This is a genomic window from Bacillus sp. JJ1566 (assembly GCF_036962685.1).
Lineage (GTDB): Bacteria > Bacillota > Bacilli > Bacillales > Bacillaceae_L > Ferdinandcohnia.
The window spans coordinates 15228-37457 of sequence record NZ_JBALOP010000074.1 but is presented as its reverse complement, the minus strand read 5'-3'; the positions used below and the strand labels follow the sequence as shown (position 1 = coordinate 37457).

24 protein-coding genes, 1 pseudogene and 1 riboswitch are annotated in these 22230 nt (G+C 35.9%); of the genes and pseudogenes, 4 read left to right on the top strand and 21 right to left on the bottom strand.

Annotated features, from left to right (window positions below; translation table 11 throughout):
• Positions 1 to 70: 70 nt before the first annotated feature.
• Positions 71 to 223, bottom strand: coding sequence for a hypothetical protein (locus V7112_RS23010; RefSeq protein WP_335424175.1), 153 nt, complete (start codon positions 221 to 223; stop codon positions 71 to 73).
• A 369-nt stretch (positions 224 to 592) separates the two neighbouring features.
• Between V7112_RS23010 and V7112_RS23005 the strand changes: the two genes are divergently transcribed.
• Complete coding sequence (locus V7112_RS23005; protein WP_335424173.1) at positions 593 to 1828, top strand: IS110 family transposase; 1236 nt, start codon at positions 593 to 595, stop codon at positions 1826 to 1828.
• 293 nt (positions 1829 to 2121) lie between these two features.
• Here the strand turns inward: V7112_RS23005 and V7112_RS23000 are convergent.
• The 5 genes and pseudogenes from V7112_RS23000 to V7112_RS22980 form a co-directional block, all read right to left on the bottom strand.
• Positions 2122 to 2238: pseudogene (locus V7112_RS23000) on the bottom strand (quinone oxidoreductase); the annotation flags it as partial.
• A gap of 233 nt (positions 2239 to 2471) precedes the next feature.
• The gene (locus V7112_RS22995; protein WP_335424171.1) at positions 2472 to 3737 is read right to left on the bottom strand and encodes a LysM peptidoglycan-binding domain-containing protein; all 1266 of its coding nucleotides are present in this window, start codon (positions 3735 to 3737) and stop codon (positions 2472 to 2474) included.
• A 340-nt stretch (positions 3738 to 4077) separates the two neighbouring features.
• Entirely contained in the window at positions 4078 to 4449 is a 372-nt protein-coding gene (locus tag V7112_RS22990; RefSeq protein WP_335424170.1) for a hypothetical protein, read from the bottom strand.
• Positions 4450 to 4679: 230 nt separating this feature from the next.
• On the bottom strand, positions 4680 to 4925 hold the full coding sequence (locus V7112_RS22985; protein ID WP_335424168.1) for a hypothetical protein: 246 nt from the start codon (positions 4923 to 4925) through the stop codon (positions 4680 to 4682).
• Positions 4926 to 5637: 712 nt separating this feature from the next.
• Positions 5638 to 5823, bottom strand: coding sequence for a hypothetical protein (locus V7112_RS22980; RefSeq protein WP_335424166.1), 186 nt, complete (start codon positions 5821 to 5823; stop codon positions 5638 to 5640).
• A gap of 427 nt (positions 5824 to 6250) precedes the next feature.
• Positions 6251 to 6353: riboswitch (SAM riboswitch) on the top strand.
• Between the two features lie 98 nt (positions 6354 to 6451).
• Between V7112_RS22980 and V7112_RS22975 the strand changes: the two genes are divergently transcribed.
• Complete coding sequence (locus tag V7112_RS22975) at positions 6452 to 6784, top strand: hypothetical protein (RefSeq protein WP_335424164.1); 333 nt, start codon at positions 6452 to 6454, stop codon at positions 6782 to 6784.
• Between the two features lie 74 nt (positions 6785 to 6858).
• On the opposite strand, the gene V7112_RS22970 is transcribed toward V7112_RS22975, so the two are convergent.
• Both V7112_RS22970 and V7112_RS22965 read right to left on the bottom strand, forming a co-directional pair.
• Positions 6859 to 7479, bottom strand: coding sequence for a hypothetical protein (locus tag V7112_RS22970; protein WP_335424162.1), 621 nt, complete (start codon positions 7477 to 7479; stop codon positions 6859 to 6861).
• Positions 7480 to 7556: 77 nt separating this feature from the next.
• Positions 7557 to 8042, bottom strand: coding sequence for a GyrI-like domain-containing protein (locus V7112_RS22965; protein ID WP_335424160.1), 486 nt, complete (start codon positions 8040 to 8042; stop codon positions 7557 to 7559).
• Positions 8043 to 8577: 535 nt separating this feature from the next.
• On the opposite strand from V7112_RS22965, the gene V7112_RS22960 reads away from it, so the two are divergent.
• Positions 8578 to 9321: a hypothetical protein gene (locus tag V7112_RS22960; protein WP_335424158.1), complete on the top strand. Its 744-nt coding sequence runs from the start codon at positions 8578 to 8580 to the stop codon at positions 9319 to 9321.
• 93 nt (positions 9322 to 9414) lie between these two features.
• Entirely contained in the window at positions 9415 to 10257 is an 843-nt protein-coding gene (locus tag V7112_RS22955) for an aldo/keto reductase (protein WP_335424156.1), read from the top strand.
• Between the two features lie 92 nt (positions 10258 to 10349).
• On the opposite strand, the gene V7112_RS22950 is transcribed toward V7112_RS22955, so the two are convergent.
• The 13 genes from V7112_RS22950 to V7112_RS22890 form a co-directional block, all read right to left on the bottom strand.
• Positions 10350 to 10721, bottom strand: coding sequence for a nucleotide excision repair endonuclease (locus V7112_RS22950; protein ID WP_335424154.1), 372 nt, complete (start codon positions 10719 to 10721; stop codon positions 10350 to 10352).
• A 70-nt stretch (positions 10722 to 10791) separates the two neighbouring features.
• A complete protein-coding gene (locus tag V7112_RS22945; protein WP_335424152.1) occupies positions 10792 to 11406 on the bottom strand; it encodes a branched-chain amino acid aminotransferase in 615 nt (204 codons plus the stop codon).
• Between the two features lie 88 nt (positions 11407 to 11494).
• Entirely contained in the window at positions 11495 to 12787 is a 1293-nt protein-coding gene (locus tag V7112_RS22940) for a DEAD/DEAH box helicase (protein ID WP_335424151.1), read from the bottom strand.
• A 337-nt stretch (positions 12788 to 13124) separates the two neighbouring features.
• Positions 13125 to 13511: a hypothetical protein gene (locus tag V7112_RS22935; protein ID WP_335424149.1), complete on the bottom strand. Its 387-nt coding sequence runs from the start codon at positions 13509 to 13511 to the stop codon at positions 13125 to 13127.
• 57 nt (positions 13512 to 13568) lie between these two features.
• Positions 13569 to 14687, bottom strand: coding sequence for an NAD-dependent deacylase (locus V7112_RS22930; protein WP_335424147.1), 1119 nt, complete (start codon positions 14685 to 14687; stop codon positions 13569 to 13571).
• Positions 14677 to 15381, bottom strand: coding sequence for a hypothetical protein (locus tag V7112_RS22925; protein WP_335424145.1), 705 nt, complete (start codon positions 15379 to 15381; stop codon positions 14677 to 14679). Before V7112_RS22925 ends, V7112_RS22930 begins: the two co-directional genes overlap by 11 nt.
• Before the next feature lie 192 nt (positions 15382 to 15573).
• Positions 15574 to 16056 carry a hypothetical protein gene (locus tag V7112_RS22920; protein WP_335424144.1) on the bottom strand — a complete coding sequence of 161 codons (483 nt, stop codon included), beginning with the start codon at positions 16054 to 16056 and terminating at the stop codon, positions 15574 to 15576.
• A 60-nt stretch (positions 16057 to 16116) separates the two neighbouring features.
• Entirely contained in the window at positions 16117 to 17154 is a 1038-nt protein-coding gene (locus tag V7112_RS22915; protein ID WP_335424143.1) for a hypothetical protein, read from the bottom strand.
• Between the two features lie 23 nt (positions 17155 to 17177).
• The gene (locus V7112_RS22910) at positions 17178 to 17465 is read right to left on the bottom strand and encodes a hypothetical protein (RefSeq protein WP_335424179.1); all 288 of its coding nucleotides are present in this window, start codon (positions 17463 to 17465) and stop codon (positions 17178 to 17180) included.
• A 114-nt stretch (positions 17466 to 17579) separates the two neighbouring features.
• Positions 17580 to 18575 (bottom strand): HNH endonuclease, encoded by a 996-nt coding sequence (locus V7112_RS22905; protein ID WP_335424141.1) that lies wholly within the window; start codon positions 18573 to 18575, stop codon positions 17580 to 17582.
• A gap of 109 nt (positions 18576 to 18684) precedes the next feature.
• Complete coding sequence (locus V7112_RS22900; protein ID WP_335424139.1) at positions 18685 to 20169, bottom strand: amidase family protein; 1485 nt, start codon at positions 20167 to 20169, stop codon at positions 18685 to 18687.
• Positions 20170 to 20410: 241 nt separating this feature from the next.
• Positions 20411 to 21229: a cupin domain-containing protein gene (locus V7112_RS22895; RefSeq protein WP_335424137.1), complete on the bottom strand. Its 819-nt coding sequence runs from the start codon at positions 21227 to 21229 to the stop codon at positions 20411 to 20413.
• Between the two features lie 235 nt (positions 21230 to 21464).
• Positions 21465 to 22229: an MIP/aquaporin family protein gene (locus V7112_RS22890; protein ID WP_335424135.1), complete on the bottom strand. Its 765-nt coding sequence runs from the start codon at positions 22227 to 22229 to the stop codon at positions 21465 to 21467.
• Position 22230: the final 1 nt, after the last annotated feature.

The window sequence follows — 22230 nt, the reverse complement described above, 5'->3', positions numbered from 1 at the left end:
GTATAGCATGTGATATTTTAAATTTTTATTGAAAAATATTGACAAACTATTAGCTGGTTTAGTTTAATAATCAGGTATTTGATACCCTTCTTTTTTTAAATGATAGAACGATGGCTAAAACAAATAAAATTACAGAAACCAAAATAGTTGTTCCCAAAGCAATAGGGGTTAAAAATCCTAAAATCAACACAATAATTCCCAATACAATTAAGCCGACAACCATTAAAATCCCCTCCTTCCTCCTATTAGGAATTATCAACATATACTTTAATTTTACATTAGTCACCCTTTTTATGGAACAAGATGGAATAGTTAGTTGAAGTAAACTGCCCCTTCGTATTATAAGGTCAATCAGAAATGAAAATATTTCTGGTTGACCATTTTTTATATCGATATATGATAACCGTAGCCGGGGTAGAACGTAAGCACCCGTGGGACTTTGATCCCGCCAACTAAACTGTTCGCCCCCTACTTGTAGAAACATGATTGAGGCTGGTTGGGACAATGATCTCGTATAACAAGCGAAGCTATGATACTACAAGAAGGAATTAGGGGTACCGGTGATTTTATTTTTTGGAGGAGGAGATTTAGAATGAATCCAGTCGTAGGTCTGGATGTAGCTAAAGGTGAAAGTCAGGTTCAAGCTATCTTGGATAAAAAGAAGCCTTATAAAAACAGCTTTAAAGTGTCGCATACTCTTGAAGGATTAGAAGATTTATACCAGTTTCTTTTAGAAATAGAAATCGTTACTGGAGTAAAACCTCCAATTGTACTAGAATCAACAGGCCATTACCACACACCTGTTGTTCAGTATTTTGAGGACAAAGATTATTTATTAATAATTGTTAATCCACTAATCTCTTATCGGGCGAAAAGCTCAAGTTTACGCAAGGTAAAGACAGATATAATCGATGCTAATCATCTCTGCGAGCTGTACTATAAAGAGGATTTAGAGCCATATAAAAAACGTGGGATTCAACTCTTGAACCTTCGTAATCTTACAAGACAGCACGAAAATCTAACAGGACTTTATGTTCAAACTAAGTTGCAGTTTCAATCAATTTTGGATCAAGTTTTCCCTGAATATAAAGGGGTTTTTGGGGATTTATATTCCGTTGTTTCTTTACTAACTTTATTAGAATATCCCACATCTGAAGATGTTTTAAAAGCTGGTGAAGTAACGATTGCGGCAAAAGTCAAAGAACTATGTAAAAGCCGTTCCAGCAAATGGGCGGATGCCCGATCCAAAAAGCTGATAGCTGCCGCAACTCAGAATCCATTCCAGAAGGTCTTATATCAAAGTCACCTTTTAACCTTAGAAATGTATATCAAAATGCTTTTGGAATACCAAAAGCACCTATCTAAGATTGAAGATAAGATAGATGCTTTGGCACAGGAAATTGAAGAATATAAAATTATCAAATCTATCCATGGTATTGGAGAAAAAATCGCGGCAACGATTATTTCTGAGATTGGTGAGATAGATAGATTTAACAATCCTAAAAAGCTTGTAGCCTTCGCTGGAATCGATCCCAGTGTATTTGAATCTGATCGATTTAAGGGGACCGTAAACAGGATAACCAAAAGAGGTTCGAGTAGATTACGGCATGCCTTATTTATGGCTGTTCGATGCGCCATACGTGACTGTCGAAAACAGAAAACAACGGATGAAATCATCCCCCGTAATAAGAGATTACGTGAATTTTATGATAAGAAACGGGAAGAAGGAAAGCCATACAAAGTGGCTATTATCGCGTGTGCAAATAAGCTCTTACACTGGATTTATGCACTTTTAAAAAGCAATTCAACTTTCCAAGATATAGCTTAAAATAAAAAAATAACTAAATTCAACAAAACCTTCCAGAAGGTCTATAACGGAAGGTTATTTGTCATACGCTTTTTTAGTATATCATGTATGATTTTATTTTTTTATTGAAAAATGTTGACAAACTATTAGCTGGTTTAGTTTAATAACTTCCACAAAAAATGCGTTAATCCTTCTTGGATCAACGCTACCCTATAGTTGAAGAAGGAACATTTAATTCGGAGAGTTTTCAACCGTTAAAATCTTTATTAAAATATTTGAATTTTCCTTTTAGTTTAGCGTATGCATCATCTTTTCAATCCAATTGCTTTCATCCTTACTAATATTTCATCTGGCCCGATAACCGGATCCGCAATTTCAAGATATTCTAGTACTTCAGGTCCCCCGAATTTATTAAGCACAAGTGCTTTCAACTGAAGACCTCCTCTTATATATTTTTTTGATACATATTAATTTAATTAAATTACGATTGGAAATGCAAATCAGTTTCTCTCCTTTTTGAAGGATAGTGTGATAGATAAAAACCTCATTTACTTACGATATGGTTCATCGTGATTAATTTTAAATTGTTGATAGTAAAGGTACAATCCATTCTTTAATAAGCTGGCCCGATTGCGAAAAAAAAAACAACCCAGATCCGGTTGCTCTATGTAACAATAAAATGATTATTTAAATAAACCCAATTCTGCGGTGCTGACAGGTTCAAATGCCAGTACGTTACACCTAACAATTGATATTGATCGACTAAATTGTATTTTTCCTGATAACTCCTAATATCTTCAAACCAAACAATATGTTCTTCCATTCCCTTCCAATATCGATACCATGGTGAGGCAGCATCCTGATCAAATTGTATCACTGTGTTAGCTAAGATTGCCGAGTTTTGTGCACCATTTACTGATAAAGCCGTTGTCGTATTATCGCTTACTCTCCAATCATATCCATACAAAGGAAAAGCAATTTGTACCTTACGAGAATCAATCAAACTCGTTGCATACCTGACAACCTGGTACATCCACCACAACGGGGCTACCGGATCAGGCGGACCGCCTGGATATCCATAATCAATTGTCATAACAGCTACCACGTCTGCAATCTCTCCTATTGCCTGATAGTCATAGGCTCCAACGATCCGATTCGTTGGGAGGTCTTCTGTTTTTGCATGTACATTAACATGTAGAATGCGATGACCAAGAGCAGCTTTTAATTCGTTCAAAAGTATATTAAAATCTCTCCTGCGTGCTGGAGGAATAAATTCAATATCCAGTGAAACTCCGCCATATTCTTTTTCATTAACAAACCGTAATAAACTATCTATTAAATTTTTCCGATAAACTGGAGTAGCAAGTACGTTCCCCGCTAATTCAGCTTCAAAACCCACAGATGTAAAGTTTCGTAACATTAAAAGAGGTGTGACACCCAGCTGATTGCTTTCCTTAACGACCTCTGTATCATCTAATAACAAATAGACATAGCCTTGTGTGGTGAACGAATAAGATACGACTGCCACATACGTAAGCGAATTAGATAAAGACCGAAGAATAGGTAAGGTGGATTGTGGTGTATACGGAATAACAAATCCCAGCGTTTCTATTTTGGGTTTCAGCGGTGTTGGAATCTGGAGCCTTTGGCCAATATATAATTGATTCGGATTTATCCTCGGATTTGCCTGTAATATAGCTTTTATCGTGGTATTAAAACGATTAGCCAGCTGCCAAAGCGTATCTCCTGCTTTGACCAGATAAGGTCTTATCTGAACAATCGCTTCATCCGGAATGTAAAGCGCAAGACCAGGTATAATGGCATTTGCAGAAGGCAAGCCATTCACTTCTACAAGAGCAGAAACCGGAACCTGATATCGATTTGCAATTCGCCATAAGGTATCCCCATTTTGTACAACATGAATCGTCATTAGTTTTCACCCCCTTGTTCCTAGTTTATGGACTTGAATTCATTAAATAGTACTTAAAACTTAGGATTCCCATAGAAAATGCAAAGGGATGTTTGTTTAATAAGAAAAAACGATCCTTTTGATTGAAGGATCGTTGCCCGTTACTTTAAGTACAGATCTTCACAGTCTTTTCTAAGCTCTATCATACATATCCAATTTCTTTAAAGTGCTATTCAATTAAATCGCCCGATCGTTTGTTAAATAAGGATTTCAAGGAAAAAGGTGCCTTTATCCTTCTTGAATTAAAGCACCTTTTAGTTTAAGTGTAATTGTCACAACCTTATTAATTAAATAGTTACATCTATTTTTTTTCAATCGCCATACGCAAGTTCGAGATAACTCCAATAAGCAATACTAACGAAACCATTTTTTCAAAAGGTGTTCCAAACAATTGTTGTATAAATCCAAAAGACCAAAGTACAACAAAAAACCAACAAATACCGGTTATTCCTCTTTTGTATTTAAATAGTTTAATTCTACCAACAATCAACGTAAAAACTACTCCAATAATAGAAATAACGATATTTATAACAGATATTGGTAGCTGTTCAGCGAATGATTCAGACCTTCCACCATTAACCCATGTGAATGGAATACTTTTGCTTATAATAAGAAAGTGGATTAAAATAGTCAAAGTGTAAAAAATAATTCCCATAAATACAGCAGTTTTCATATTAATTTTCCTAAGTTTCTCTAAAATAAAATCACCTCATTTTTCTTCCTGTTTCAATTTTATTAATCCAGTAATATAATATTCCTATATCTCTTATCATCTGACAAGTAACTGAAAGTAAGATTTCAAAGAGTTATCAAAAATCACCATTATTCTTAAACAGCTACAAAAAAAGGCACTTCCCCTCCTTTAAGGAAAGCACCATTAAGTGGAATATATAGATGGAAAACCTAGCCAGCAATTCCTCTTGCTAACACTAGGAAAAATACAAAAACCAAGACTCCTCCATTTAATAAACCACCCACTATTCCTGACAACCAATTCTTTGATAGCACCGCAAATACAATACCCAATAGCGAAAGTGTCCCTAGAATGATAATAGCCATCATCAAATTCGCATTAGGTCCTCTTAAAATTAAAAATGAAATAATACTGCCAATAACCATTAGAAAAGAAAAAAATCCTAACTTATTCATCTCATCCCCCCTATAATTTACTTTCAAATTTTACTTTAATAGAAATTGTATAGCCATTCTTATTCAACAATCCTGCCCCGGTAGTTAAATAACTTCAACAAAAAGGTGCGTTATCCTTCTTGGAACAACGCACTAGATAGCAATAACTCTTTAAGCGAAAGGGAAATTATCATTATTGCCATTGCTGTAATACAAATAGCAAAAGGGGATTTCTTGTTTTCTTTGAACGCCTGGATTCCCACAATAATTAGATTTAATGACATTAAAATAAAAGCTATATGTAGTAACCAATAATATTTATCATTAGTTAATGCGAATATTGCTAATAAAGCAGCTGGTATAACTATAATAACTCTTCATTTTTTTATATTATGTCATCCCCTTTTAATACTTTAAAACAACTCTTCATAAGATAAACTTTACCATAATAACCCAATTAAAATCTGTACCAATCTGCTTCATTAATTAAATAAGGGCAATCACTATTTTAAGTAAAGCACACGTTCGTGAAAATTAGCCTTCGAGTAATTGCATATAATATACTATTTTACCATTCTCCGTTTCTACTACGATTATTCCAGTATCCCCTTCATTCGTATCATACAAGGTGGTTCCCTTTGGTAACTTTGTAGCTGAGAAATTGGTAAAGAACAGAATAGAATTTGTTACTTTTTTGATTTCCCCAATTTCTTTTCCTTTTTGAAATTTACTCTTATCTTTCAAACCATTCAAGATCAGTGACATTACTGTACATAAAACCATTATATTTTAAGACATCCGCATCATCATTCTGTTTTAGAACATCTCTCGCAGTTACTTTACCACCATCAGCACTACAACTAACAAGCAAAATAAGAGAAGCAAGCGTAATTAACCATAAAAAAAGTGATTTTTTCATCACATCCCCCTTTTACAAATAGACGGTGATTACCTATCAAAAGTTTCTACTTCAATTAACTGCCTTCTCTAGTACTTCATTAAATTTTCCACTGAATGCACTGCTTGTATATACTCACGGAGTTTGTCTCCATCAAAGTTGTTTAGTTCACTCATTGGAATAACCTAACATTATTCTTTTCTTTGTCTAACCTGTCATAAAGGCGAGGAAGAATACTATATTTTGAATCCTGAGGATGCGTTCTGCCCAAAATGCGTCTCAGCTGAAGAAGTTGTAATTGCGTTCTTACTCTCTGCTCAAGCAACTTCATTAACCTATCTGTCATACCAATTGATAGTGGACAATCTTGTAACTATTTATGGAACCTGTCAGGGTTATTCATTTGACGGTACTTAATCTTTGTAGTTATACTATATATAATTCAATATGGTTATCAAGAGTGAACGAGAGTCCTGGCTCAATGACTTCACAGCAACCTGCCAATAGGTAAGGTGCTCCAACCAGCAAAGCAGTGCTTTGAATGATGACGATCGGCCTAGGCTCTTTGTTGCGTTCATATGCAATGAAGAGCCTTTTTCATTGCCTTCACTCTCGTACCCTATTGATTTAAAGTTTAGGAGGAAAAAAGATGAATACTTCAGGATTTATAAGAGGAATGATTTCAAAAAATATGGAGGGAGAGAAATTTTTGATTCATGTTGCAACTTGCATTGAGCAAGAGCTACAGGAAAGGGATCCCGATTTTAAAGTGATAGTCATGAAGCTCAAAAACTATGAATTGTTTGTTACAGGTAAACAAGAATCTCTCCAACTTACCATTACTGAAACAGAGTTAACAGCACTTCAACAAAGAGGTCCGTATGCTCTAGATAGAAAAATTTGGAGGGATCTAGAGCAACAAGGCCTTCAGATCATACATGGTTCTGGAAATTATTTAGGATATGTATTTATGGAAAGGTAAGATATGTAGAAATTTTTTGGCCAGAACCCAAGCACAGTAATGCTTTAATGTGCTGGGGGTCAGGCCATGATCATTCAGCCAGTAATTAAACAAAAAATACGTTCATACGCTTCATAAATTTTATTTGCTTCTTTAGGTTGTTTGAACTCATCTCGATATTGACCGACAAACAAATCTAATTCGCGAAAATCAATAAAAATATTTACCAAAGCTTTTGGAATTTCCTCCCACGAATAAATCTCGTCAATATTATCGGATAATTCCTGATAGATTCTTTCAAATTGTTGTTCATCTATTCCCTTACCATTTTGAAGTTTATTAAAAAAATTTCCGTTTTCGTTGATTTTCTCAATCAACCTGCCAATCACTCTGGCTTTTTCGGGTTCTATTTCACCCTTATCTTTCGTACATCTTTGAATCAGCCTTTTGGTATTTTCGGCTGCTTGCTTTATCCGGACTGATTCTTCATCACCATATATTAATGAAAAGTTGTACAGTTCATCGTATAGTCCAACTAAAGTATGGACGACTTCTCCCGGAATACTTGAACGACTCTCCCATTCATCCGCACAGACGGCGAGTGCCTTCACTAATCTTTCATACTCCTTTTCTTGGAAACCATTTCCCATTCGCAGCTCTACGAGTAAATTTATTTCTGACTGTTCAAAGACGTCTATGATCTCTTTGTCTCTCACAATCTCACTCTCCTCTGAAAAGGTCTTGGAAAAACGAGGGGACGGTTACCACGTTTCAAGGTGAACGTTAGGTCGATTTATTTTTTAACTATTGGTATATAAATATCAAAATGCGGATCACTAGTGGCGCGTTCCACTGGACAATGTTCATGTTTTATTGGCATATATGGATCATAGTAAACTACACCTGGTTCCCTATATGCGGTATAGTCACTATCAAATAACCATTCATGTAAATCCGTATAAGTCTTTTGTATATCCTCCCCTTTGTGATGTGCTGTCTTCACATAGGTCATTTGAGGCACCTTTATTTCAATCATCCCATCAGGAATTTCCTGGCTATCACTTACTTCATATACTGCATAATGCACGAACCCATTTTCAACTACATGATAAGATAGTCCTAATTGTACATGAGGGTTCACCTTGTCATCTAACTCATTGGAACGTTCTTCCATTTGCCGAATGACGTTTTTTAAATTAGGTACAATCTCAGAGAATGTCCCCTCCCATTTTAATCCTACTGCCCGATACCCAGGTAATGTAATAATTTCATAGCTCACTTTATTTCCTCCTTCTCCAAAAAAGTCTCATAAGTTTACAGCTTTCAATAACTTTAGTGCCAATCTACTAATTATTGTAACATCTTCAATAACCCAATACACATTGTAAAAACGGGGACGGTTCCAGCATTTTAAAGTGATCGTTTGAACCGCTCCACTGTTCTCAGGGCAGTTTTTATGGCAGAAAAACTAGTCCCAGTTCAAACAGTCATTCTTTCTCAACAAGCTTTGTACGGTAATTAAAAACAACTCAAGCTTCCCGTTTATTTTTTTAAATTGATTCTGTAAAATGGCCAAATGAAACCTTGATAAAAAACGATTTCAAAGCTGTTTAAAGACTTTTTCACTTCATTTTGAATGAATGATTAGTTTCTCCACTTAGTCTAGAGCACATATTGGGAATTAAGGTTGGCCACATTAAAATGAATGTTTTAGCCAAAAAATGAGTCTGACTTACCCATGAATAGTTCTCTTTCGCCTGTACAAAATAAGTTATTAACGATAACATTTGTCAACCAATTATTCATAATAGGATGTGATTATTGTTAAAAAGGTAAGAATTCTACTTTTAAGCTTAATTATTATCCAGTTAACCCTCATCATTTTCAGATGGGAAAAAGGCCCAGAACAACAAGATGGAAATTTGAAGATTGTACATAAACGTGATCGATGGACAGATACAAATTGGATAGAAGCTTATGGTCAAACCCAACATAAACTCTACAGTGGTGAGGAAAGACCGATATTTTCAGAGCAAGAAATTGCTGAGCAATCGAGCCATGTTGCAAATCAAAAGGAGTTTGTTGAACGAAGAGAAATTGATAGACAACGAGAAATAGAATGGAATGAAAATCAAGAAAAGGTAAGAAAAGACTTTGAGACTTCAATTGAAACAATTGAAACCATTATAAATGAATATTATCATTCAATCTCTAATCCCATAGAAAAAGATTATTTTAGTATAAAAGCAAATTCCGCACTACACTTTTATAATATCTGCAGTGAAGATGCAGTACAGTATGAAATAAAAGATCTTGTAGATAAAAAGATTGATTCCGAAAGTCTAGAAGCATATGAGACGTATTGCAAAAATCGATTTACATTTGATTACGACCAAGATACGTCGATTGATAAAGATATTGAAGCACAAGCATTACAAATTTTAAATAAAGCAGCATGGCAAAAGAGGGAACAGCTTACTAAAAGTACTTATATGATATTAACCATTCTATTTTTATTTCTTATTGTCAGTGCATTATTTAAAAAGCGAAAAACCTAAGCGTATACACCCCCATCTCTTCCAAACCTTCAAAATAGAGTAATTTTCAATCTTGTGATATTATTGCGATATTAATGGGGGGAGTGTTGTTTTATGGAAAGTAGAATTCCAGAGGTTACGTTAAATGATGGCTTACATATTCCTGTGATTGGCTTTGGTACATACCCGCTTAAAGGAAATGATGGAGTAAATGCTATCGTTAGTGCAATTCATAATGGCTATCGTCTGATTGACTCAGCTTATAATTACGAAAACGAAGGAGCGGTAGGAGAAGCTGTTCGCCGTAGTTCTGTACCAAGACAAGAATTACTCATTACTTCCAAACTTCCTGGTCGCTATCACGAATACAACAAGGCAAAAGTAACTATTCAAGAATCGCTTTATCGAGCTAACCTTGATTATTATGATCTATACCTCATTCATTGGCCGAACCCTAGCAAAGATACATATGTAGAAGCTTGGCAGGCTTTGATTGATGCTAAAAAATGGGGACTTATTCGTTCAATAGGGGTTTGTAATTTCTTACCTGAACACTTAGACCGTTTGGAAAAAGAGACCGGTGTCAAACCATGCATTAACCAAATTGAGTTACATCCATTTTTTAACCAAGCTGAACAAAGAAAATATCATGAAGAAAAAAATATTGCGACAGAATCTTGGAGCCCATTTACTCGTGGAATTAAAGACTTAGACAACGAAACACTTCAAACGATCGCTGCAAATCATAATAAAACGATTCCACAAATCGTTTTACGTTGGCATTATCAGCTTGGAGCGATTTCAATTCCTAAGTCAGCATCACCAGTCCGCCAGTTAGAGAACCTTTCTATTTTTGACTTCTCATTGGACGATGCAGAAATGGCTATGATTTCAGCCTTAAGCCAGCCAGATGGAAGAATTGCCAATCAGGATCCTGCTGTTTATGAGGAATTTTAATTCGATTACTAGCACTTTTCACCTAATAAAAAAGGCCAGAACCCCGACACGGCAAAATACTACCGCACTGGGGCTCTGGCACCAATATTTTATTAATTAAATACTTTATCAACGTTATATTTTGACCGGAGTTTATTAATGATATAGGTTTCATAAATTTCTCGTTCCATTGGGTCTTCTACGAAGCAAATATCGATTTTATGGACTTCATCTCTGTGCATTTTAATAGGTGATACCGTATCTTCAAAATGTTTTTTAATTCTTTGACGTAGTTTCCGCGCTTTTCCAACAAAAAGAAGCTCATCATTTATATTAAAAAATAAGAAAATGCCACCTTTATCTCTTGGTATGAGATGGAAATCAATAAATCCGTAAATATCCTTGATTACTGGTTCATTTTCTTTCGGAACTTGTTTCCGTTCTGTAATCGTAAGATCTGGAGTAGGTATGGTAATTTTTATCATGTTCAATCACGTCCCTTTTTTGTGTAGAGATAAATGGTATCATATGTAAGAAAGAATTGCGATTTAACAGTTAATTCACGTCCATGCTTCTTTCTTCTGTTCTCTCTACTAGTTTAAATAAAAATCGATAAATTAACCGATATGCTTCCTCTAATGACATCTCCTCTTTGAACCCATTCACATAATTCAAAGCGAAATTCAAGTCCCATAAGCCATCGCCTTGATTAAAAATCAATTCAAATCTTGCTTCATCTCCATGTAGATCCTTACGTAAGTTTTCTTTAAGAGATGTCCCAAACTTTTTCTGCAGCTTTAAACCTATCATGACATCGTATGTTCCAAATACATCATTCACTTCAAACGAAATCGCATCAACGCCGATTAGTTCCAACCAATTAGATTCAAAGTATAGAAATTCATTCTTGTGTTTTTGAAGGTAGTCAATCGGTTGTTCTAGAAAAACGGATGATTCTTTAGAGAGTGTTTCTTCTGTTTCTTTATCACATCTTTCAATGTAAGCTTCATGGAAACGTGTAGTAGGATCTTTTTCTATTAATGTAACGTCATCTGAAATCAATTTATATTTCTCAATGTACTCTTTTTCTTCTTGATATAATGGTATCGACGAGGTTTCATTACTCATTAACTCTGATGATATGTATTGTTTCAATTGTTTATGTAACATGGGTGTAGCCTCCTGAATTTGGCACCTTACCTGGTAGACTAAAGCGTCATTCCAGAGGTAAGGAAGTCCATTATGTATCATTTACTCTCTAGCGAGAACGTTTTCTCCCTCTTGTTGAAGTGCCTGAATTTCTTTTTGTTTGATTATCATTCGATTTTCTCTTGGAAGTTCCATTGCTTCTGTCTTTTCCACTACCTTCAGGGCGCTTTGTTTTTTTAATTTGCTCGTTTCTTTCTTTCTGATAGTCCTCCTTATCAGGGATACTTACACCTTTAATCACTTGTATTTCGAATTTTTGATGAATCCCTTTTTCAATCATTCGGAGGAACTCCAGATCCTTTGGTGCCACTAACGTAATGGCAACCCCATCACCACCTGCACGGCCAGTTCGTCCAATTCGGTGAACATAGCTTTCAACATCTTGTGGAATATCATAGTTATAGACATGTGTTACCCCTTCAACATCAAGTCCCCGTGCAGCAACGTCTGTTGCAACTAAAAACTGCGTTTTCGCCTCACGAAATCGCTTCATAGCTTTTTCACGTTTGGATTGTGGTAAATCACCATGCAGCTCATCTGATTCATATCCATTGGCAACCAATGCTTCATGAAGCTTTTTAGCTCGAATTTTGGTACGACAGAAGATAATCGCTAAAAAGGGACGATGCTCTTCGATTAAATGCAATAAAGTGGCTTGTTTTCTTCGGTCCGTTGTTTCAATCACAATTTGTTTAATCTCTTCAACCGTTACTTTTTTTGCTTTCACTTCAATGAATTCTGGCTCTACCATATATCTTTTGGCAAGAGATTGAATTTCTTTCGGCATTGTTGCAGAGAACAACATGGTTTGTCTAGATGGGAATGATTCACGAATGATGTCATCTACCTCTGGAAGAAAACCCATAAGTAACATTTGGTCAGCTTCATCTATCACAAGCATCTGAATGGTTGAAAGATCAATTGTTCCACGGCGAATATGATCTAATAACCGACCAGGCGTTGCAACGACAATATGCTGAGCACCTTTTAACTTTTTTAATTGATGCTCAACATCCTGACCACCATATACTGCTAACACATTGACACCTTCTAGGTTCTCCATCATTTTCTTAATTTCTTTTGTAATTTGCTGAGCCAATTCTCTTGTTGGCGTTAAAATAAGGGCTTGAACATCCGAATTATGCACATCAATCTTTTCAAGAATGGGAAGAACAAAAGCCAATGTCTTTCCTGTTCCAGTTTGTGCTTTTGCAATCACATCCTTCCCCTCAAGTACGGATGGTATCGTCCGTTCTTGTATGGGAGTAGGAGCTGTTATACCTAATGACTTTAATGTATGGTTAATCTCTTTTCGAATACCGAGTTTTAAAAAATCTCGCAAGGCCAATCACTTCTCTTTTCGTATATTAATATCAGTTTGTTTGTTCAAAGGCTTATTTACTATAGCATATTGGTTAGTATTTACAGAGTGATTTGGATTATTAATGTTGCATTTCCATGGCTGCGCTTTTCTCACTTCTTTTAAAAAGAAGTAAGACAAAAATCAGGTGTTTGGTGCGAGATGTCGGATGAAGTATTCCTATTCCAAAAACGCGTGGACGGTTCCGGCGTTTCGTGGTGAAACGTTAGAACCGTCCCTCTGTTCTTAATTAATGAACTCTACTCCTTCGTTAACCCAAAAATACTTTTTTTCTATTTACTGTACTAAATTGCAGATATTAGACTAATTTTGTCCGTTTTGCTTCATCAATTAATTGTAAGGCAAATGTTACATTATCACCTACATAGCAATATCTTACTCCTCTCGCATGATAAGCAATTCTATCATTGTCATTTAGCCTCCAGACCTTTGTATTAAATTCGTCAATAGAAGATAATGATTCTAAGTTAACATAATTAAACTCTAAATAAACCCTATTCCTTGAACTAAATGCGATTTTTGCAATCCTGGCGTTACGCCTCTTTCCTTTTGGAAAATATGAAAATCCATCCTTTATTTCTACCTCATCAATTAAATTATCTTGAAGATTAGTTTTTAACAATTCGAGACTCTCTGCTGATAATCCTTGACCCCTTTTTTGACATTGATTTATTAACGCATTCATATTAGTCTCCTTTTGATTTAATAATTGAAAGGATACACCTATTCTTTAACGTTTATTTTATTTAACCATCCCATCAACCTGCTGAAGTACTTCTCCAGCCTTTCCTTTCATAATGAGATCAAAGCTTGAAGTATGCTTTTCAACCTCAAAATTAATGTAAACCGTTCTTCCGTTTGTCATATTTGGTAACTGACTTGCAGGGTACACCTCAAGACTTGTTCCAATTACGATAACCAGATCTGATTTGCGAATATGATTGAGCGACTGGCTCCAGCTATCCTCAGGTAATTCCTCTCCAAATAACACGACATTTGGACGAAGGTTACCGCCACACTCTATACAGGGTTCTTTTTGTAAGAATTGTTCCTCTTGAACCGGATATGAACATTTCGAACACCGAAAGTTGCGGATAGATCCATGAAGCTCATATACATTGCGATTTCCTGCAGCGCTGTGGAATCCATCGACGTTTTGAGTTGAGATTGCTTGAATAAGTCCCTTAAGCTCCCATTCTGCTAAAATTTCATGTCCTCTGTGAGGTGTGCAGTCTTTTAATCCACTAATTTTCATACTATAAAACTCATGAAATATTTCATAGTTGTTATGTAAAGCATCCGTTGTTGCAACCGTTCTAGGATCTATATTTTTCCACCACCCATCTTTCGAACGAAAGTCGGGAATGTTTGATTCCGTAGACATGCCTGCACCTGTTAGTATTGTTATATACTTTGAGTTTTGTAGCCAGGTAGCAAGCGTCCTAACCTCCTCAGAACTTTCAGGAAAACATTTCCTTAGCCATTGATTTAAACGATAATTACTCAACTTATTTTTGTATGATTGCTTATATCTCACCTTGAATGCTTTCCAAATTCGCTTTTGAAACGCAGGGTGAACCTCTTGAACACTAAGCATTGGCCAAGGAAATTGATCCAAAAATTGAAGTGCTTTAGTCAAAGAGTTTGCCTGTTCAATTGATTTATTATTGGTTGGTGTTAATTTACGAGTATTTTCCGCAGAATTTTCTTGTTGAATAGACTTATCATCTACATCATCGTAATCCATTTCATTTACTCCTATTTTGAAAACCCACTCTCCTAAAGTTTGTTCTTTTCCAAATAACTTTATAGTGCCACCCTCCGCCCCCAATGATAGAATTAACTGCCAGTCATTTTTCACTTTTTTCAACTCCTCTTTTAACGGTTTCTTCCTCTTTTAATAACTGTTCCATATCTTCAAGCCACTTGACACATTTTTCTTGTAACCTAGGATTAGGATGTCGGTATCTCCACTTATTTTCTCGAGATGGCAGGCCAACGATTTGATGTTCTTCCTTGAGGTTTTGAATGGCCTTATTTGCTAAATTACGAATGCCTAAATTCTGCCCCCATGCAGGGATAATTCTTGATTTCGATTTTTTTAATACCTCTTCTAATTCTTCAATTCGGTTATCTGAAAAAATTGAATGCTCATTAATGTAATGTTGTTCAAATTCTATAAGAATTTCTTTAAAGTGAGTCATTTTTCCAGCACAAACATCGGATAAATTTATTATTGAGACTACATCCCATTTCCTAACTTTCATAAGTCTCATAAGTTGATACTGTGTCGGGTCTGGATTAACATCAACATAAAGTAAATTAACTGGATGTTGCTTGATGACAGGTATCTTATCTAATGGAATATTTGGGCTGCAGCTCCCTGGGTTTGCCATGACAATCACAGCATTTGGCTCTTCCTGTTTGGTCACCTCTTTTCTCTTTATTATGGCGTGATTTCTACACAGAAACTTCTTATCACCAACCTGAAACCGATAAAAACTTGCAGTTACTGCAAACTCCTTTTTTAATTGTTCAGCAGGATAAAAGTACATCCACCATTCCCCCATTATTTTTTTATTAGTTCTTGTTTTAATTGTATGAAAGACATGGAGCAATAATTTTATTGCTAGTAAAAAAGACACCTTTGGATTTTACAAAGGTGTCTTAAAAGTTGTGATATTATATTTTGTTGTATATAAACGGTATGCCCTGGACAATAAGTAAACTTAAAAACCTTAACTATTTTAGCCCCTGTTTAAACATTGTTTTAAAAGGAAGTCTGTATCTGTATTCGATAGTCTTCTATGCGACCTAGTAGAATTAGATATTACCTGCAGTTCTGTAAGATTCCCTTTAAATCTGTCCTCACCAATTTTCAAAGACGTTAACTGTTCTGCTAGTGTCCGGTCAAAAGGAAGTGGAAATGTGAGTATTTTTGAGCGCTCTCTGCTTCCAAGAATGATAACATCATCTGCTTTAGAATCAGTGTTAAGAGTTGCTATTTCTGCAGGATTATCATTCTTATTTAAAATTCTCTCAACATAAAAATATGCAGTAATATATGCTTTCCTGTCAAAGGATGTATGAAAAAACACATAAGATCCAGACTCTACAGTATTTGAAATCTGACTTGCTCTACTACCGCTATCTCCATATGTAAGAAATGTAAAATTGGGATCTACGTGATTATCTCCTCTAAAAATATATTTGATCAGCAAATTCTTCATATCTTTCCCTCCCTTAATATTGCTATAAATACTACGTACACATAAAACAATTAGCATCTGTTAGTTATTCAAAAAATACCTCACAACCCTCGTCGAACTCTTTCCACTCGGTGTATCTTTTATAATGGAATATTGATAGATGCCTAACGATTCCATTGCATTACACACTGGCGGCATTCTATTATCTAATCCCATTGCTTTATGGATATCTCCAGAACGTAAGTCTAAGTATTCTACTCCATCTTCACACGCTCGGTTTAATAAAGTAATTATGTACTTGCGGATTTCATCGGTTAAGCCCTTTTGCATTATTTTCCGCTTAGCCATTGGTTGGTAGATTTTATTATCTATGTATTCGTTTTTTTCTAGGGTTTTATATTCTGCTGCAAATTCAGTTATTTTCTTTAATTCATCGATATTTTTCTCAAGATTGTCCCTCATAAAGCCAACCTGCCAAAAGAACATGTCTATCAACTTCATTGGCGTATAATGAATTCCGTCATCATTAAAAATTGCTTTACTTTCTTCAAATTCCTCGATATTGTGATTATAAAATTCTATAAGTTCTTGCAAACCCGATTGATTAAATTGTGTTCTGATACCAAACATCGACAGTGCTTCTTTAAAATACCTGTCATAAGCCGGAACATTACCATATACACCTAGTAATATTTTTGATGCTAAAGTGTCCGTCACTTTAATAATAGTTTGTTCCCCATTTATTTCGTGTACATTGTCTTGATAGGCGTTTCTTGTATCTGTTATTAATTCATCCATACCGTCAACCAGGGTTTGGTCTAATAATTTTGGAGAATTCGTTTCAAAGTAAGGAAGATTGGCTGAATTCTTTACTACGTTTTTTAGAAAGTATGAGTGAACTTTATAATCCTTTTGTAGCAAAAACGAACTTCCCCTTAACATGCCCCAACTTGCCAGATAAAAAGCGAGATGTAAACAAGCATGATCAAACACCTTTTCATCTTTTAGATTTTGATAGTTCTGTGAGAAAAAGCTATAACAGTGTTCCCACGACTTAAATCTATGATTTCTATCATTTTTTGAGAGTTCATGATATTTACAAAGTGTTTCATAAATCATTACCATTTCTCCTTTTTTGTTAGTTAATTTTGCGCTCCAAATTCATACCCGTATTTCTTATTAATCTTTTCTGCAATAGTCTTTAAGAATGCTTCTACCGTCATATTTTCTACATCCCTTGTATACCAAGCTAGTTTTGCATCTTTATGTTTTCCATCATAGTTAACCTCTAATGGCCAGAATGTATTCGTTGCATGTGTGTAATCAAAATGAATATAAAGTTCCTTGCCTTGTGGACATTCCAGAATAACCTTATATACCGGGTTTTTACCTTCTATGTTTAACTTAACTTTTCTGATTTTGGCTAGCATCATGCTTGTCCTCCTTTATCACTGTTTCTTTTGTAGCCTTAACTTAAAAGCCTTGTTTATAAATCTAATTATCTACTTTTAAATGAGCCGTTTCTTAAAAACTAGGATTTTCTTTTACCTAATCCAAGAATCAATCTTTTCGACATTTTTCTTTATACTATTCTTTTCAATCCAACTTAATAAATATACCAAGTTATGATCATACCATTGCGAACAAAGAAAATATCTCTTCCCATAAATATATATTGGATCTTTATAATATCTACTTCTTCCCTTTGAATCTTGTTTTTGAAATTGAAGATCTTTTGTTTCATCTACTTCTTTTAACAAAGGGAAATTTAAATTAAACTGCTGTTTAGAATACTTTAGCGTTTGAAATAGTTCTATCTTTTCTAATGGAAGGTGTTCACTAACCAGAATATCTTTTAACTCACCTTTTACGATTACACTTACTTTCCTATTATTATTTTTCTCATTTAATTCAGATTTATCATTCCGTGTTATTGGAGTCTTTATAGGTTTAATTGAGGGTTCATGATTTACACTATCTTTTATCGTTTCTTTAATGTTGTCAGATAGTAGTTGACTCTTCTTCATCATCTTAATTAGACGTTCCCAATTTGCCCAATGTTCATTCCATACTTCTTCACCAACAATTTCCTCAAAGTTAACTTTTATCGGCTTACTCCATTTTTCAAAGTTTTCTAGTCTAGTTATAATCAACCCTAAATTATCTACATTACGAGTTTTTGGAGAAAGTTTCGCTTCACCTACTATCCAATCTTTCCAATACGAATTACCTTTAGATTGATTACATTTTCCACATGAAGGAACTAAGTTATTTATTTCAGATATAAAACCAGTGGGTCTTCTATTTTGAATTAATGGTCTAAAGTGGTCCCACTCAGAGTAATGATCCCCACAATAAGAACACCTTATCGAATCGGTCATACCCAAAATACTTAGCACTTCCTTTATTTCTATTTCTGTCGGTTCGATGCAAGGTATAATTCCATTTACAAATGCATTTGTAATACTAGACGAGCGACCCGTAATTTTAACCGGAGTCGGCATTCTAAACATTGATTTATAATCAATTGTTGTTTCCATTTTAACACCTCGTTTTGCTAATCCATTATTCTATCTCTTATTCTCATAAATCAAAGTAATCTTTAATGAATATTACTTCGCTTGATTATTGTTAATAGATTCCTATACCTTAAAAACTAGGATTCTCTTTCACCTGAATCCAAGAATCCGTCTTTTCCAATTCACCTGCAAGCTGTAATAGCAGGTCTTCACGGCCACGTCTTGCCATAAGCTGGACACCGCATGGGAGACCATCCTTCGTAAGATGCATAGGCAGAGTCATTGCGGGTTGACCGGTTAAATTCGCAAGCTGGGTAAATGGTGTTCTCTCCAGGCTTTTGTTTGCCAATTGTTCAACAAAGCCTGACTTTTTCAAGATTCCTCCTAACCTTAAACCTCCCACTACTCGGATAAGTCCTTTTTCAAATGGTGTTTGATCAAGCTCACCTATCCTTGATGGAGGGTGTGCCGTAGTTGGTGTGAGGTAAAGGTCATAGTCATCATAAAAGCTTTCCATTTGGATTGCTGCCTCATCCCAAAACTTCAGGCTTGCTAAAAATTCTTCAGCTGATACAGCTTTTCCAAGTAAATTCAGCATCCAGGTTGCCGGTTCTACATCGTTAAATGTGACCTTCCGTCCAATCACATCCTCAATTGCCGTCAAGGTTGTAGCCACTTCTGCAAAATACAGCATGAAATAACTATTCGCTAATCTTTTCCCGTCTACTGGGGCTGATTTTTCAATAACGGTATGCCCCATCTCTTCTAGTTGCTTTATCGTTTTATGTACGGCATCCTTACACTCCTGATCAACAGTGGTGCCTAATGGAGAATCTGTTGTAAATGCAATTTTTAGCGGAGCTGTTATAGGAGTCTTTGATGCTTCTAGATAAGACCCATTAAAAGGGGGCGCTATAAACGCATTGGCCCGATCATTTTGGTAGTAGTCTAGCATGGCTGCACTATCCCTGACAGAACGACTTAAAATATGATCGACTGATGCGCCCTGCCATACCCGACCTCTATCAGGACCAACTGGTGTGCGACCGCGAGTTGGTTTTAAACCAAATAATCCACAAAAAGCACCAGGAATCCTAATTGAACCGCCACCATCATTTGCACCTGCAATTGGAACCATCCCCGAAGCGACTGCTGCGGCGGAGCCTCCACTTGAACCACCTGGTGTATAATCGGTTTTCCACGGATTTCTTGAAGGTCCATAATAAGCAGGCTCTGTGATTCCCATTAACGCAAATTCTGGAACATTTGTCTGTCCTAAAATCGTGACACCCGTATTCCGAATTTGACGGACAAACTCACTATCCTGATTGGCAGGAATGTTTTCAAGGAGTTTCGTACCACTTCTGAGTGGATGACCTTTTACTTCCTGATTAATACTTTTCGTTAGAAAAGGAACACCCGCAAAAATTCCTGCTGATTTAGCCTGAGCAACTTCCTCTTGATCATTGTAAAAAGTATCAATAACGGCATTAAGCGCACCATTTTTCTTTTCAATTTCACGAATTGCCGCCTCCCGAACTTCTTCTGCCTTCACTTCTTTCTTTTGAATTAACTCGGCTAATCCCACTCCGTCATATTGCTTGTAATCAAACACCAACCATCGCCCCCTTTTGGTTTGCACAACAATTACTAACGTCCTAAAAATCCAAGTCTACTTAGATACCACTATTTACCTATTATCTTATCATTTTATAAACTACTTTTTTATGAAATCGTTTAAATAAAATGGACCTGCCCCCCAACACAAGTTTGTTTGTTCAAAAGTTTTTGTTGCATAGCATCTTGACTATGTAAATAAGGGATTGTCAACAGACAGTCCCTTACCTACTTTCTTTTTACATGTTTTTACTTTGCTGAAGAAGTTTGGATTCACCTGTACGCTCCCACGCTTCAACAGTTTCATAGGCTTTTTGAGGAGAATACCCTTTTCCTACTAGAACTCCCATTAGAATAAATTCTTGAAGAATATGTGTTGCATTAACTCCCCTTTTCACGTCCTCTAGTCCTTCTTTGACCAAAAATTCCGTGTATTGGATCCATTCATCCGGGGTCTTACCAAAAACAACTGTCTTTCCATTCCCTTGAGGTTTTTTCGCTGCCATTGCATCTGCATGGGTAACATGAACCGTACCAAATGGATGATTAGGTGGAGCGTAGATTGAGTAAAGCTTTAAAGGCGTATTACCTGTATTGATTACATTATGCCACGTTCCAGAAGGTACCATGATGGCGGAATCATCATAGACCTTTCTTTCAAAGGTTAAATTATTTTTATCTTTACCCATTTGAACAATTCCTTGACCTTGTTCAATTCGTAAAAATTGATCCACTACAGGGTGTATCTCCAATCCAATGTCATCCCCAACATCTATACTCATTAACGTTACTTGTAAATGCTCTCCTGTCCACAAAGCAGTACGATATGTACTGTTTTGCTTAGAAGCTTCATGAATATTTACGACATATGGATTTGGGCCATAATCCTTTAAGGAAAGATGAGGATTACCATTAGTCATTCGTAACCCATTATATCCGTTAGGATGCCCTACTCCATTAAGATAAGGCGAATAATAAGGCTGTCTTACATACTGAGTCATTGGTATGTTTACATTAATAGGATTTTGAGATGGATAACTATAAGGAACATAGTACATTTAAATCAATCCCTTCACGATTTTTATATCTTCATCGTATGCATGTAAAGGGATATGGTACTTCGAACTTCATAATCTATAGTGATCCACTTTCATTTTATAATCAAAAGAGGAATACCAACATTTGGTACCATTATCTTCAAAGGGAATATGGGAGAGGACCATATATATAAAAAGTGCCTGACCCCCAACACAGTAAAGGATTACCGCGCTGAGGGTCAGGCATCAGAATAAACTATTTAACTACTTCATGATGAGAAGTTTCATTAGATAACGCTAGCTTTTTCGAACTGGTAATATACGTATAAACGACCGCGGCTGCAATAGCACCAATGATTGGACCAATGACATAGACCGGGAATTGGATCCAGTTGATATTGCCACCTAATAGACTATCTACAAGATAGGGTCCGAAGGTTCGTGCGGGATTGAATGAAGCTCCCGTAGCACCGGCAGTCATCATGATAATCCCACCAACCGTTAAGCCAATAACAAGTCCTCCCCAATCCTTTGGAGCCTTGGAGTCTACGGCAACTCCCATAATGACGAACATCAGAATAAACGCTGCAATGGCTTCGATAAAAATACCCTGTATATAACCGGTAGATGGGGCAAGTACAGTAGCCCCTAAATTACCTAATAAGACTCCGTCCATGCCTAAAACCGTTACAATGCCAAACGCCCCAATGGTACCGCCCACACATTGTGCAAGGAGATATGGTCCTACTTCCTTCCATGAAAAATGACCAGTCGAGGCTAATGCGATTGTAACAGCTGGGTTAATGTGACACCCCGTTAATCTACCGATGGAATAGATCATGGCCATCACAACAATGGCAAAGGCAAAACTAATCACTCCAATATCTGCTAATGTTGTAGACTCGTTGTTATTTGCCGTAATAATTCCATTAAATGCAGCTGTTCCAGGACCAATAAGTACTAATAAAGCTGTTCCAATCCCTTCAGCAAAACAGCGTTTAAAAAGGCTGGGTGTCTCCATC

Bases quoted from the DNA above. Each gene is read 5' to 3' on its own strand.
- V7112_RS23010 (WP_335424175.1), bottom strand. From the start codon at position 223: ATGGTTGTCGGCTTAATTGTATTGGGAATTATTGTGTTGATTTTAGGA.
- V7112_RS23005 (WP_335424173.1), top strand. From the start codon at position 593: ATGAATCCAGTCGTAGGTCTGGATGTAGCTAAAGGTGAAAGTCAGGTT.
- V7112_RS22995 (WP_335424171.1), bottom strand. From the start codon at position 3,737: ATGACGATTCATGTTGTACAAAATGGGGATACCTTATGGCGAATTGCA.
- V7112_RS22990 (WP_335424170.1), bottom strand. From the start codon at position 4,449: ATGAAAACTGCTGTATTTATGGGAATTATTTTTTACACTTTGACTATT.
- V7112_RS22985 (WP_335424168.1), bottom strand. From the start codon at position 4,925: ATGAATAAGTTAGGATTTTTTTCTTTTCTAATGGTTATTGGCAGTATT.
- V7112_RS22980 (WP_335424166.1), bottom strand. From the start codon at position 5,823: ATGAAAAAATCACTTTTTTTATGGTTAATTACGCTTGCTTCTCTTATT.
- V7112_RS22975 (WP_335424164.1), top strand. From the start codon at position 6,452: ATGAATACTTCAGGATTTATAAGAGGAATGATTTCAAAAAATATGGAG.
- V7112_RS22955 (WP_335424156.1), top strand. From the start codon at position 9,415: ATGGAAAGTAGAATTCCAGAGGTTACGTTAAATGATGGCTTACATATT.
- V7112_RS22950 (WP_335424154.1), bottom strand. From the start codon at position 10,721: ATGATAAAAATTACCATACCTACTCCAGATCTTACGATTACAGAACGG.
- V7112_RS22945 (WP_335424152.1), bottom strand. From the start codon at position 11,406: ATGTTACATAAACAATTGAAACAATACATATCATCAGAGTTAATGAGT.
- V7112_RS22935 (WP_335424149.1), bottom strand. From the start codon at position 13,511: ATGAATGCGTTAATAAATCAATGTCAAAAAAGGGGTCAAGGATTATCA.
- V7112_RS22925 (WP_335424145.1), bottom strand. From the start codon at position 15,381: ATGTACTTTTATCCTGCTGAACAATTAAAAAAGGAGTTTGCAGTAACT.
- V7112_RS22920 (WP_335424144.1), bottom strand. From the start codon at position 16,056: ATGAAGAATTTGCTGATCAAATATATTTTTAGAGGAGATAATCACGTA.
- V7112_RS22915 (WP_335424143.1), bottom strand. From the start codon at position 17,154: ATGATTTATGAAACACTTTGTAAATATCATGAACTCTCAAAAAATGAT.
- V7112_RS22910 (WP_335424179.1), bottom strand. From the start codon at position 17,465: ATGCTAGCCAAAATCAGAAAAGTTAAGTTAAACATAGAAGGTAAAAAC.
- V7112_RS22905 (WP_335424141.1), bottom strand. From the start codon at position 18,575: ATGGAAACAACAATTGATTATAAATCAATGTTTAGAATGCCGACTCCG.
- V7112_RS22895 (WP_335424137.1), bottom strand. From the start codon at position 21,229: ATGTACTATGTTCCTTATAGTTATCCATCTCAAAATCCTATTAATGTA.
- V7112_RS22890 (WP_335424135.1), bottom strand. From the start codon at position 22,229: ATGGAGACACCCAGCCTTTTTAAACGCTGTTTTGCTGAAGGGATTGGA.